Source organism: Vibrio sp. VB16, assembly GCF_015594925.2.
Lineage (GTDB): Bacteria > Pseudomonadota > Gammaproteobacteria > Enterobacterales > Vibrionaceae > Vibrio.
Map to the genome: position 1 here is coordinate 2,831,217 of NZ_CP087590.1, position 12,150 is coordinate 2,843,366.

The window sequence follows — 12,150 nt, forward strand, 5'->3', positions numbered from 1 at the left end:
CCTTATTGTTCTTTCTTTATTTCTTCAAATATTGAGCAAAAGCATCAGAGTAAACTTCTTTATAGCCATCTTCTGTCTTTACTACCATAAATACCGCGAGACCATTCTTATTCGCGACGTCAATTCCTACTTCTTCACCCAACACCATCAGCCCAGTTGCTAGGCCATCAGCCGTCATGCTTGAAGCATGTAGAGCGGTGACAGAAACGACTTTGTGGTCAATTGGTTTACCCGTTTCTGGGTTGATAATATGAGAGTAACGTATACCATCACGCTCAAAATAATTCCGATAGTCACCCGATGTTGCAACCGCCATGTCTCCAGGAGAGATAATCTCTTGCACGGATCTTTCATCGACATCCGGTTTTTCTATCGCAATTCTCCAAGCCACATTCTCACGATTTTTACCTTTAAGGCGCATCTCACCACCGATTTCCACCATGTAGTTTTGAACACCCTGTTGCTCGATATAGTTGGCAACAACATCGACCCCCCAGCCTTTCGCGATCGTTGATAAATCGACATAAAGGTCTGGGATATCTTTCGAAAGGCTGTTCCCTTCTAATGTTAAATGATCAATACCCACATTTGCCCTACGCGCGGCCAACTCTTCATTTGTCGGCACCACTTCGGGCCTCGCTTCTGGGCCAAAACCCCAAAGGTTAACGAGAGGACCAACCGTAACATCTAATGCACCTAAGGTAAGGCGATTCAGCCTGATTGCCTCTTTTGTTACTTGTGCTGTATCCGGTGAAACAACAAAAGGGTCGGACCCTTTATACTGATTAAATTGGCTCAACTCCGAAGTTTTACGATAGGTCGACATCTGGTCGTTTACCTGCTCGAGCAGCCTATCTACTTCAGACTGTAATTTTTCTGGCGATGGAATACCATCACCATGGATAAACTTGATATTGTAAGTCGTGCCCATTGTTGGACCAGTAAGATGAATTTGCTCTCGAGTCTCACTACAACCAACTAATAGAGATATAGAACAGATGAACAATAGAAAAACTTTCATCTGACTAACCTTTTTTGAAAAACTAAGCGTCATTACGCTTTCCTATTCTACTGTTTATTTTAAATACCTACTTCACTGTAGTACTGTTCAGATGAAATAGAATCGATTTTGATAGCGCAAATACGAAAATAGAAATTGGCATATTTCTAAATAAAAATAGAGGCCGCATGCAGATTGTGGAATCGTATTTTTCCTATTTACTCTGCATTTTGTATCTATCACCACAGAAAAACAAATGGCCGACTCATCAGAGTCAGCCATCAATTTCTCGCTAAGTTATTAAAACTTAACCACCGAAGTCATCGAGTAAGATATTTTCATCTTCTACGCCGAGGTCTTTCAGCATTCCGATAACGGCTGCGTTCATCATTGGTGGACCACACATATAATATTCACAATCTTCTGGTGCGTCATGATCTTTCAAGTAGTTTTCATAAATCACGTTGTGAATAAAGCCAGTGTATCCATCCCAATTATCTTCTTCCAATGGATCAGAAAGGGCTACGTGCCACTCAAAGTTCTCATTGTCAGCGGCTAGCTTATCGAAATCTTCAATATAGAACATTTCGCGCTTAGAACGCGCACCATACCAGTAAGTCATCTTACGCTTAGATTGCAGGCGTAACAGCTGATCAAAGATATGAGAACGCATTGGAGCCATACCAGCACCACCACCGATAAAGACCATTTCATTGTCCGTTTCTTTAGCGAAGAACTCACCAAATGGACCTGAAATAGTACAGGTATCACCTGCTTTCAAAGACCAAATATACGAAGACATAATGCCCGGTGGTACATTTGGATTATTCGGCGGCGGAGTAGCAATACGTACGTTAAGCTTAATCAAGCCTTCCTCTTCTGGGTATGAAGCCATAGAGTATGCACGGATCGAATGCTCTTTTACGATAGACTCATAGCGGAACAAATTGAACTTGTCCCAGTCTCCACGATATTCATCAGGAACATCGAAATCCGAGTATTTTATGTGGTGAGCTTCAGCTTCAATCTGAATGTACCCACCAGCACGGAACGGTACTTCTTCACCCTCAGGGATCCTAAGTACAAGTTCTTTAATAAAGGTCGCTTCGTTGTCATTAGAAAGAACTTCACATTCCCACTTCTTAACGCCAAAGATCTCTTCAGGTAGTTCGATATCCATGTCAGCTTTAATCGCAACCTGACAAGCTAAACGCTCACCTTCACGCGCTTCGCCTTTAGTGATGTGGTCAAGTTCTGTAGGCAGAATATCGCCACCACCAGATTTCACCTTCACACGACACTGGCCGCATGAACCACCACCGCCACAAGCGGAAGATACAAATATACCACTACCCGCCATAGCGCTGAGAAGCTTATCACCTGGAGAAGTAATGAAACTTTTTTCAGGATCGCCATTGACAGTAATTGTAACGTCACCTGATGGTACGAGCTTCGATTTAGCCATTAAAATGATTAAAACGAGTGCCAGTACGATCACGGTAAACATCACTACACCAAGAATAATGCTTTGCATTTACTATTCCTTATTTATTGTGTCGTTTACCCGACTTACAGTTGAACACCAGAGAAAGACATAAAGCCTAACGCCATCAATCCAGTAGTGATAAAAGTGATACCCAGTCCACGAAGACCTGGAGGCACGTCTGAATATTTCATTTTCTCACGAATACCCGCTAATGCCACAATAGCCAACATCCAACCAACACCAGCACCGAAGCCGTACACGACCGATTCTGCAAAGTTGTAATCACGTTGAACCATGAATGACACACCACCAAATATTGCACAGTTCACTGTGATAAGTGGAAGGAAGATACCCAGAGCGTTGTACAACGGAGGGAAGAAACGGTCTAACACCATCTCTAAAATCTGTACTAACGCAGCAATAACACCGATAAAGGTAATGAAGTTAAGGAAACTTAAATCCACACCCGAAACCAGCGCGCTATCTTTTAGAACGAGGTTGTACAACAAGTTGTTCGCCGGTACCGCAATGGTAAGAACAACGATAACTGCTACACCTAAACCAAAAGATGTTTTAACTTTCTTAGATACCGCCAAGAAGGTACACATACCTAAGAAGAACGAAAGTGCTAAGTTCTCGATAAAGATCGAACGAACAAGCAAACTAATATAATGTTCCATTACGACCTTACTCCTTCGCTTCTATTTGTTCTGGTTTAATAATTCGGATAATCCAAATCATAAAGCCAATCAAGAAGAATGCCGATGGTGCTAGTAGCATCATGCCGTTTGGCTGATACCAACCACCTTCAGAAACCAGAGGAAGAACCTCCATTCCGAACAGTTTTCCTGAACCAAATAGTTCACGGAAGAAACCGACAGTGATAAGTACAAAACCATAACCCAAACCGTTACCAATACCATCTAAAAAAGAAGGAATCGGTTCTGATTTCATCGCATAAGCTTCAGCGCGTCCCATTACAATACAGTTCGTAATGATCAGACCAACAAATACCGAAAGCTGTTTAGATATATCGTATAAATATGCTTTCAAGAATTGGTCTACCACGATTACCAATGATGCGATAATCGCCATCTGCACAATGATTCGTACACTGTTTGGAATGTGGTGACGGATAAGAGAAACGAAAAAGTTCGAGAATGCCGTAACAAAAATTACCGCTATTGTCATAACAAATGCTGTTTCAAGTTTGGTGGTTACTGCTAGTGCAGAACACACACCCAAAACCTGAAGGGCAATCGGATTATTATCTATGACCGGAGCGAAAAGATTTGATTTCATCTCTTTAACATCAATAGACATTAGTTCAGACCTCCATCACGTACTTTAGTTAGGAAAGGACCAAAGCCCATATCACCCAACCAGAAATCAAACGTATTTTGTACGCCATTCGCCGTCAATGTTGCACCTGAAAGACCATCAACACCGTGTTCACTGCCTGCTGGAGCGCCACCTTTAACAATCTTTATGGCTGGCTTGTGGTTCGCATCAAACAGTTTCTTACCAACGAACTGGCTACGCCAGCGTGGATTTTCAATTTCACCACCAAGTCCAGGCGTTTCACCTTGCTCATAGTAAGTGAGACCAGAAACTGTGTTACCGTCTGTCTCAACAGCAATGAATGCATACATCATTGACCAAAGGCCGTTGCCGTGAATGGGTAAAATGACTTTAGATACGTCGTTTCCATCTTTAACAAGATAAACAAGGCCAGTGTTGGCTCGACGAATGATCTTCGCCTCGTCTTGCTCACCCGTTAATTTCACTGACTGCTTCGAGTTCTTAGCCGCTTGACGTTGGTCATATGCGTACGCATCACCTTCGACAAAGTTACCAGAATCAAAATCAACTAAGCGTGGCTCAATATACTGAGTAAATAGCTCTGTAATTGAACCTTCTTTATTTTCAAGTCCAGCCACCGCTACGATGTTTTTCTGTTTATCAAGAACAGCATTTGCTTGTTGTTTATCGCGTAAGAATACCGCAGCAGAAGAAACGACTACTGAGCACACCAAACTTATTGCGATGACAACAAACAGCGTTTTCTTAATGCTATCGTTTTTACTTGCCATAGCGTGCTTGCCTCCGCTTAACGTTTTTCTCGATGACAAAATAATCGAAAAGTGGTGCAAACAAGTTAGCAAATAGAATCGCCAGCATCATACCTTCTGGGTAGGCTGGGTTGACTACTCGAACAAGCACACACATCAAACCGATAAGAATGCCGTAAGCCCATTTACCTTTGTCGGTAAACGAAGCTGAAACTGGGTCTGTCGCCATGAAGAACATACCAAATGCAAAGCCACCAAGTACTAGGTGCCAGTGCCAAGGCATTGCAAACATTGCGTTTGTATCAGAGCCAATTACGTTAAATAGGAATGAAGTCGCTATCATGCCGATCATTACACCCGCAATGATACGCCATGAGGCAATACCCATATACACAATTAATGCAGCGCCTAGCATTAATGCTAGCGTTGAGACCTCACCGATAGAACCTGGAATATTCCCTAAGAATGCGTTCATCCAAGAGATAGGTTCGCCAGTTACATTGTGTATAAGTGCACCAGAACCACCATGAGCCCATTGGCTTAGCGCCGTTGCACCAGAAAAGCCATCCGCAGCAGTCCAAACCGCATCACCCGAAATTTGAGCAGGGTAAGCGAAAAATAGGAAAGCACGACCAGCCAGTGCAGGGTTAAGGAAGTTACGACCCGTACCACCAAAGATCTCTTTAGCAACAACAACACCAAAAGTAATACCTAGTGCAGCTTGCCAAAGTGGAAGCGTCGGTGGAACAATCAGAGCAAACAAAATAGAAGTTACGAAAAAACCTTCATTTACTTCATGTTTACGAACGATACAGAAAAGTACTTCCCAAAAACCACCTACGGCGAAAACGATGCCATAAATGGGTAAGAAGTATGACGCACCAAGAAGCATCTTAGTACCCCACCCCGCATCAGCCCCAAGGCTGCCGGCGATGGCTTCTGTCACCCAGTAGTGCCAGTTTCCAGATATTACTTCTGCAAGTTGAGCACCTTCGTACATATGGTTTAGGGCAACAATCGCTTGATGACCAGAGTTGTACATTCCCCAGAACATAGCGGGGAATACAGCAAACCACACCATGATCATGATACGTTTCAAATCAACGCTATCACGAACGTGAGAACTACGTTGGGTTACCGTACCTGGAGTATAGAAAAGTGTTGCTGTCGCTTCGTAAAGCGGATACCACTTTTCGTATTTACCGCCCGCTTCAAAATACGGTTCGATATCCTCAATTATCTTTTTAAGCATGGATTACCCTTCCTTCACTATTGTATCTAGGCAATCGCGAAGCATTTCGCCAAACTCATATTTGCCAGGACATACATAGGTGCACAATGCCAAATCTTCTTCATCTAACTCTAGACAACCTAGACGTTGTGCACTGTCTGTGTCTCCAGCACATAGATCACGAAGTAGCAAAGTTGGTTCCATATCAAGAGGCATCACTTTTTCGTAATTACCAATCGGGACCATTGCACGTTCACCACCATTCAGAGACGTTGTCATATTAAATAACTGTCCAGTGAATAGATGACTTAAGAAAGATCGGGTTACCGAGAATTTATTTTTGCCAGGCATTGCCCAACCAAAAAATTCTTTATCACGGCCTTCACGTAATACTGAGATCTGTGTGTGATAGCGACCAAGATAGGCATGAGGGCCAGCGGCTTGAACACCAGTTAAAACAGAACCAGAAATAACACGCACTTCTCCAGGCATTAACTCGTTGTCAACAATATCGTCTATACATGCACCCATATGCGTGCGTACAAGACGAGGGTTAGTCACAACAGGGCCACCTAAAGAGACCACGCGGTCAGTGTAGATTTCACCAGTTAGGAACAGCTTACCGAAAGCGATAACATCTTGATAATTGATACTCCAAGCCACATTTTCTGCATTTACAGGATACAGATAATGCATATGTGTACCGACTAAGCCCGCAGGGTGAGGCCCATCAAACACATGCTCTTCAACGTTAGACTGCTCACTGCGAGGAAGGCTAGTGCCTTTCTTACAAACAAACACCTTACCATCAGATAAATTTGCTAACAGATCAAGACCTGCAACAAATGCTTCGGATTGCTCTTTGATAATCACTTCAGGATCGGCAGCCAGTGGATTGGAATCCATTGCTGTAACGAAAATTGCCTTGGTGTTTGAATCAACAGCAGGGACCTTGCTGAACGGACGAGTACGCAATGCAGTCCACATTCCAGAGTCAATTAGCTGCTTCTTAACTATTTCACGGTCAAGGGTTGCCAATGCTTTGGAATCAAAGCTATCAAATGTAATTTGCTCATCACCTGCAACTTCAATCACAACAGATTGAAGCACACGTTTTGCGCCACGGTTTACTTCGATAACTTTACCACTTGCAGGAGAGGTAAATAGAACACCTAGATTCTTTTTATCTTCAAAAAGAACTTGGCCTTTCTTTACTTCATCTCCAACGCGAGTATACATCGTAGGACGCATACCAACGTACTCTTCGCCTAGCAAGGCGACTTTTTTGATGGATTTACCATCATTAATCACCTGGGCAGGAGCTCCCGAAATCGGAAGGTCTAGACCCTTTTTTATTGTAATCATACGCACTTGCACTATTTTATCGGGAAAAAGATTCTGTTTTGCGTGACATCTACACACGACATGTTTGTGTCATTTCCCGACCGCTCACATGGGTCGAGATTGCAACATTCTATTAATTAACCCTTCACAATACTTACAGAGAGGGTTATTAGGCTCGACAGTTTAGCATTTTTTCGAGACATGACGCCATGGGCTAAGGCACCAATGACTGTGATTTTTTTTCACCTTACGGTCCAGAAATCGATCAAATATCAATAAGTTTGAACTTAAGCACGATTGTTAAAAATTTCAGCAACAGATCATGGAGTCAATGTTTGATTCTGATCCATTCTCTTAACATTTGACATGAGTAAGCGCTCTGCACTTGATTAAAGCTCTAATCTGTCTGTCTAAACCTTAGGTCGTCTATCTTAATAACGTGCACTGTCTTAGTCTTAGCATTAAATTATTTTTTATTTCCGCCTAAACAGTCTGGCGTTTTTGGAATCAATCCACTTTCTATCAGCCATTCAGATTCTGTATAGGTGTGAATAGATAACGCATGTAAACCATCTTGCAACTCTTCGGCAAGAAGTTGGTTTATCTTACGATGCCTTGCTATCAGACGTAGCCCATCAAACTCATCACTAACCACAATGACTTTAAAATGACTTTCGGACCCAGCGGGAACATTATGCATATAACTTTCATTGACGACTTGCAGATGTTTGGGGGAAAAGGCGTTATGCAATTTTTTTTCGATAATTTCTTGACGCATAATCTGGTCTCTAATTTTTATTGGATTAACCGCCCTGCAAGGGCGAATATGATACTTGTCTCCAGGATAGACATTAATACCTAATAGGGGTTATATCATGGCATTAACATCACAAAAAAACGAATAACCTTAATGGCGAACGCTAACAATAGCAACTTACTCAACCATCTGCGATAATCTTCATCCTTTTCATTCAGTCAGACAGCCTGCAACACTATGAGCGAAGCGAATACTCACCTTTCTATATTGCAAAGAGATCTGTCTCTTTTCCGTTTTCCCAAACGATCAAACGAGCCATTACAAGCTTGGGATGCGGGGGATGAATACTTAATCAATCATGTTGAAGGGTTAAATTTAACCGATGGTCTCAACGTCCTCATCTTAAATGATAATTTTGGTGCGCTTTCGTGCTGGTTTTCAGAAAAACACAATGTCACGATGATGAGCGACTCTTATATTGCTCATCAAGGTGCTTTACGAAATATTGACGTCAATAAAAACCCGCCTATTCAATGCATTGAGGCTCTAAATAACATTCCAAAAAACATTGACTTAGTTTTGTTACAAATACCGAAAAACAACCGCTTACTTACCTGGCAGTTGTACCAACTTAGGACTCAGTTAACGAAAAATTGCCCCGTTATTGCCGTGAATAGAGCCAAAGATATTCATTCCTCAACGCTTAAGTTGTTTGAGAAGTATCTTGGTATAACGACAACATCACTTGCAAAGAAAAAACATAGGTTGGTATTTAGTCAGCCAAACAGCCAACAAATTCAACTCGTCGAGTCAATTACTGAGTGGCCCGTTGACGATGAAACATTTTCACTTAAGAACTACCCAAACACCTATTCTGGTGAAAACCTAGATCTCGGTGCTCGATTGATGCTTAAGCATCTACCAAGTGACCCAACATTGAAGCATATTATTGACCTTGGTTGCGGTAATGGCGTGCTGTCGGTTAAAGCCGCTCAACTAAATCCACAGGCCAAAATAACCTGCGTGGATGAAAGTTATATGGCTTTGGCATCGGCAAAACTCAATGTAAAGAGCATAATTGAGCAATCGGATCGGTTTCAATTTATTGCTAATAATTGTCTGGATGGGTTTCGCTCAGAAAGCGCCGATTTGGTTGTCTGTAATCCGCCATTCCATCAAAACAACGCAATAACTGATCACATTGCTTGGCAGATGTTCTGTGATGCAAAGCAAGTTCTAGGTAGCAATGGAAAACTAATAGTTATTGGTAACCGCCACCTAGGCTACGATGATAAACTAGTGAGACTGTTTACTCGGTCACAAGTCAAACAAATAGCAGGCAATAATAAATTTGTTATTTTACAAGCGACTAAGTAATTACTTATGATTGTAAAATTCAATTTTTATTGCGTAGACATTAAAAGGACATTATTCATGAAAAAACTGTTAGTTGCAGCATCCATATTATTATTGGCTGCTTGTTCCTCTTCCCCGAAGGAGCCTCAAGTTAATTTTATTCCGCAAACGACAACAAGCCAAAATAAAACCGTTGATAATCTGATGTTTTCGCTAGATAGCAAAGATGTGCGTTCAGCTCAATATGTTGCGCTTATCGATAGTGGCCGCAATAACATCCAACCTGTTCACGCAAAACAGAACATCAGAATCACATTAGAATCGGCCCTTCAAGACCAACTTCAATCTCAAGGTTTCCGAACGTCAGTTAACAGTGAAAACAGCGTTACACTTGAAATTCAGCAACTGTTAGTAAATGTACAACACAGCATTATGTCCAATGAAATGGATGCCAAAATCACGCTGCAAATAACTGCAGAAACACCGGCTGGAAAGTTAGAAAAAATATTTAATGGTTCTGCAAGCAAAACGGGAACTTTTAGCGCCTCTGATTCTCAAATTGAACAGATTGTAAATGATGTCACGAGCTTGGTGTTAGCCGAAATAGCAAATGATACTGAACTTAATAACTATATGAAGGAGCGCTTTTAATGCGTAATCTGTTTATCTCTCTACTCTGTCTTTTTAGTGCCTCTGTAATGGCGGCTCCAAATGTTAACGTGGAAACGTCTGTCGGTAACTTTACCATCGAACTTGACTCGAAAAACGCACCTATTACAACTGAAAACTTCCTAAAGTATGTCGAAGATGGCAGTTATGAAGGCACGGTATTCCACCGTATTATTCGCGGATTTATGGCGCAAGGCGGGGGTTTTGATACGGATATGAAACAAATAAAAACCTATGCTCCAATTAAGAATGAAGCGAATAACGGCCTAAAAAACAAGAAAACAACGATTGCTATGGCTAGAACGTCGGATCCTGACTCTGCTACTCGCCAATTCTTTATCAACTATGCTGACAACGATTTTCTAGATGCTTCAGAGAAAGGTGCTGGTTATGCCGTATTTGGCAAGGTAACGAAAGGTTTTGATACCATCGAAAAAATGGCAACGCAACAAACCGCGTCTATCGGTAGCTATCATGATGTCCCTGTTAAAGCTATCGTCATTACGAAAGTAACTATACAAAAGTAACTCATCTAAAAAGAGTCGACCATTGTCGACTCTTTTTTATGTCCCCTTTTCCATTCTATCCATTAACAAGGAATGTTGGATGACAAATCAAATGACTTGGACTGAAACACTTAAAAGCTATCTCGATAAACGGCTCTTATGGGTGATGATGCTAGGTTGCTCTAGTGGTTTTCCGTGGGTGTTGATTGGTTCCAACATGTCCGGCTGGCTCAAAGATGCTGGCTTGACTCGCGCCGCTATCGGCTATTTTGGCTCTGTATTTGCTGTGTACGCTATTAACTTCTTGTGGGCTCCGATTGTAGACAGAGTCAAACTCCCCGTATTACATTCACTCTTAGGGCAGCGAAAAAGCTGGGTCTTTTTCTGCCAGTGCATCATTTTAGTCTGCACACTCTTTATTGCTGGTGTAAACCCTGCCGATGACTTAATGCTAACCTCTATGCTCGCTCTAGGTATCGCTACGGCTTCCGCTACTCAAGATATTGCAATCGATGCATTTCGTATTGACACGTTCCCTAAATCTGAAGAGAGTAAGCTGCCGCAGGCTTCCGCAATGGCAGTCATCGGTTGGTGGACGGGATACTCATTACCTGGATATCTCGCCTTCATCAACGCTGATAGCATTGGATGGAATGGCGTGTATTACGGCATGGCTTTCGTTATTGCCATCCTAATGGTCTTCACTCTGCTCGTTGGCGAACCTAAAACGAAACGTGAAGAGCTTCAGAATATTGCTCTTGAACGACACAACAAAATCGTCAAATCCCGTGTCGCAGCGTGGATCAGTGTGACCGTCGTAGAACCATTCCTAGATTTCTTCAAACGAAACGGAGTGCAAGTGGCATTGACGCTCCTCTTGTTTGTTTTTCTCTTTAAAATTGGCGAAGCATTCTTGGGAAGAATGTCGATAACCTTTTACAAAGAGGTTGGCTTTAGTAATGAGCAGATTGGACAATACTCCAAACTCATCGGCTGGTGGGTCACCATATTCTTTACACTGGTCGGCAGTATGTTCAATGTTAAATTTGGCATTGTTCGCGGATTAATGATTGGTGGTATCGCCATGGCTTCAAGCAACTTAATGTTTGCTTGGATGGCCAGCGTAGGTCCAAACGAACACCTTTTCTTGGCTACAATTATTGTAGACAACTTTACAACGGCTTTCTCTACTGTTGCGTTTGTCTCCTTCTTAACCATGTTGACTGGACAAGCCTTCTCAGCAACTCAATACGCACTTTTAGCGTCACTGGGTAACTTAGGTAGGACAACATTAGCCTCATTCAGTGGAGAGCTTGCGGACTACCTTAATGATTGGTCACTCTTCTTTATTATTACGGCTCTTATGGTCATCCCTAGCCTGATAATGCTTTACTCATTACGACATTATTTTAATGAATTACTGGAAAAAGCAAGATACCGTAAAGAGTAAACTATTCACTTAGTATTTGAGGGCAACTGATTATCAGTTGCCCTTTTTTATTGGAATCTGCTTTTTCATACCAATCTAAAAGATCGACGGCTCTGTAATATGAGTGTACTCACAATAGGTACGAATAAAATTCATATAAAGTAAAAATCGTCTTTTATTAACAACTTAAAGCTATTAATCTCAAAATAATTACGCTTAACATCAAAAAATCTAACTTATTTATTGCAACAATGATAAATATAAGGACAATAAAAAATATTAATATTTACATCAAATACG

The 12,150-nt window shown here is 41.7% G+C and carries 12 protein-coding genes; 4 read left to right on the plus strand and 8 right to left on the minus strand.

Features of this window, described 5'->3' with window-relative positions:
• Positions 1 to 16: 16 nt before the first annotated feature.
• The 8 genes from IUZ65_RS12935 to IUZ65_RS12970 form a co-directional block, all read right to left on the minus strand.
• Positions 17 to 1,021 (minus strand): FAD:protein FMN transferase, encoded by a 1,005-nt coding sequence (locus IUZ65_RS12935; protein WP_195704110.1) that lies wholly within the window; start codon positions 1,019 to 1,021, stop codon positions 17 to 19.
• A gap of 286 nt (positions 1,022 to 1,307) precedes the next feature.
• The gene (gene nqrF / locus IUZ65_RS12940; RefSeq protein ID WP_195704111.1) at positions 1,308 to 2,534 is read right to left on the minus strand and encodes an NADH:ubiquinone reductase (Na(+)-transporting) subunit F; all 1,227 of its coding nucleotides are present in this window, start codon (positions 2,532 to 2,534) and stop codon (positions 1,308 to 1,310) included.
• Positions 2,535 to 2,569: 35 nt separating this feature from the next.
• Positions 2,570 to 3,166: an NADH:ubiquinone reductase (Na(+)-transporting) subunit E gene (gene nqrE, locus IUZ65_RS12945; RefSeq protein ID WP_195704112.1), complete on the minus strand. Its 597-nt coding sequence runs from the start codon at positions 3,164 to 3,166 to the stop codon at positions 2,570 to 2,572.
• A 7-nt stretch (positions 3,167 to 3,173) separates the two neighbouring features.
• Positions 3,174 to 3,788 (minus strand): NADH:ubiquinone reductase (Na(+)-transporting) subunit D, encoded by a 615-nt coding sequence (locus IUZ65_RS12950; RefSeq protein WP_390238336.1) that lies wholly within the window; start codon positions 3,786 to 3,788, stop codon positions 3,174 to 3,176.
• Positions 3,789 to 3,808: 20 nt separating this feature from the next.
• Positions 3,809 to 4,579, minus strand: a complete 771-nt coding sequence (locus IUZ65_RS12955) for a Na(+)-translocating NADH-quinone reductase subunit C (protein ID WP_195704114.1) — start codon at positions 4,577 to 4,579, stop codon at positions 3,809 to 3,811.
• A complete protein-coding gene (locus IUZ65_RS12960; protein ID WP_195704115.1) occupies positions 4,569 to 5,810 on the minus strand; it encodes an NADH:ubiquinone reductase (Na(+)-transporting) subunit B in 1,242 nt (413 codons plus the stop codon). The genes IUZ65_RS12955 and IUZ65_RS12960 overlap by 11 nt, the downstream gene beginning before the upstream one ends.
• A 3-nt stretch (positions 5,811 to 5,813) precedes the next feature.
• The gene (locus IUZ65_RS12965; RefSeq protein ID WP_195704116.1) at positions 5,814 to 7,154 is read right to left on the minus strand and encodes a Na(+)-translocating NADH-quinone reductase subunit A; all 1,341 of its coding nucleotides are present in this window, start codon (positions 7,152 to 7,154) and stop codon (positions 5,814 to 5,816) included.
• Positions 7,155 to 7,599: 445 nt separating this feature from the next.
• Positions 7,600 to 7,911, minus strand: a complete 312-nt coding sequence (locus IUZ65_RS12970; RefSeq protein ID WP_195704117.1) for a BolA family protein — start codon at positions 7,909 to 7,911, stop codon at positions 7,600 to 7,602.
• Positions 7,912 to 8,127: 216 nt separating this feature from the next.
• Between IUZ65_RS12970 and IUZ65_RS12975 the strand changes: the two genes are divergently transcribed.
• From IUZ65_RS12975 to IUZ65_RS12990, 4 genes are all read left to right on the plus strand, one after another.
• Positions 8,128 to 9,267 carry a methyltransferase gene (locus IUZ65_RS12975; protein WP_195704118.1) on the plus strand — a complete coding sequence of 380 codons (1,140 nt, stop codon included), beginning with the start codon at positions 8,128 to 8,130 and terminating at the stop codon, positions 9,265 to 9,267.
• Between the two features lie 57 nt (positions 9,268 to 9,324).
• Positions 9,325 to 9,897: a YajG family lipoprotein gene (locus IUZ65_RS12980; protein ID WP_195704119.1), complete on the plus strand. Its 573-nt coding sequence runs from the start codon at positions 9,325 to 9,327 to the stop codon at positions 9,895 to 9,897.
• Entirely contained in the window at positions 9,897 to 10,442 is a 546-nt protein-coding gene (locus IUZ65_RS12985; RefSeq protein WP_195704120.1) for a peptidylprolyl isomerase, read from the plus strand. Before IUZ65_RS12980 ends, IUZ65_RS12985 begins: the two co-directional genes overlap by 1 nt.
• Positions 10,443 to 10,521: 79 nt before the next feature.
• Complete coding sequence (locus tag IUZ65_RS12990) at positions 10,522 to 11,871, plus strand: AmpG family muropeptide MFS transporter (RefSeq protein ID WP_195704121.1); 1,350 nt, start codon at positions 10,522 to 10,524, stop codon at positions 11,869 to 11,871.
• Positions 11,872 to 12,150: the final 279 nt, after the last annotated feature.

What these genes read in the sequence shown, in the direction of transcription:
- IUZ65_RS12935 (WP_195704110.1), bottom strand. Translation starts at nt 1,021, where the DNA reads ATGAAAGTTTTTCTATTGTTCATCTGTTCTATATCTCTATTAGTTGGT.
- nqrF (WP_195704111.1), bottom strand. Translation starts at nt 2,534, where the DNA reads ATGCAAAGCATTATTCTTGGTGTAGTGATGTTTACCGTGATCGTACTG.
- nqrE (WP_195704112.1), bottom strand. Translation starts at nt 3,166, where the DNA reads ATGGAACATTATATTAGTTTGCTTGTTCGTTCGATCTTTATCGAGAAC.
- IUZ65_RS12950 (WP_390238336.1), bottom strand. Translation starts at nt 3,788, where the DNA reads ATGAAATCAAATCTTTTCGCTCCGGTCATAGATAATAATCCGATTGCC.
- IUZ65_RS12955 (WP_195704114.1), bottom strand. Translation starts at nt 4,579, where the DNA reads ATGGCAAGTAAAAACGATAGCATTAAGAAAACGCTGTTTGTTGTCATC.
- IUZ65_RS12960 (WP_195704115.1), bottom strand. Translation starts at nt 5,810, where the DNA reads ATGCTTAAAAAGATAATTGAGGATATCGAACCGTATTTTGAAGCGGGC.
- IUZ65_RS12965 (WP_195704116.1), bottom strand. Translation starts at nt 7,154, where the DNA reads ATGATTACAATAAAAAAGGGTCTAGACCTTCCGATTTCGGGAGCTCCT.
- IUZ65_RS12970 (WP_195704117.1), bottom strand. Translation starts at nt 7,911, where the DNA reads ATGCGTCAAGAAATTATCGAAAAAAAATTGCATAACGCCTTTTCCCCC.
- IUZ65_RS12975 (WP_195704118.1), top strand. Translation starts at nt 8,128, where the DNA reads ATGAGCGAAGCGAATACTCACCTTTCTATATTGCAAAGAGATCTGTCT.
- IUZ65_RS12980 (WP_195704119.1), top strand. Translation starts at nt 9,325, where the DNA reads ATGAAAAAACTGTTAGTTGCAGCATCCATATTATTATTGGCTGCTTGT.
- IUZ65_RS12985 (WP_195704120.1), top strand. Translation starts at nt 9,897, where the DNA reads ATGCGTAATCTGTTTATCTCTCTACTCTGTCTTTTTAGTGCCTCTGTA.
- IUZ65_RS12990 (WP_195704121.1), top strand. Translation starts at nt 10,522, where the DNA reads ATGACAAATCAAATGACTTGGACTGAAACACTTAAAAGCTATCTCGAT.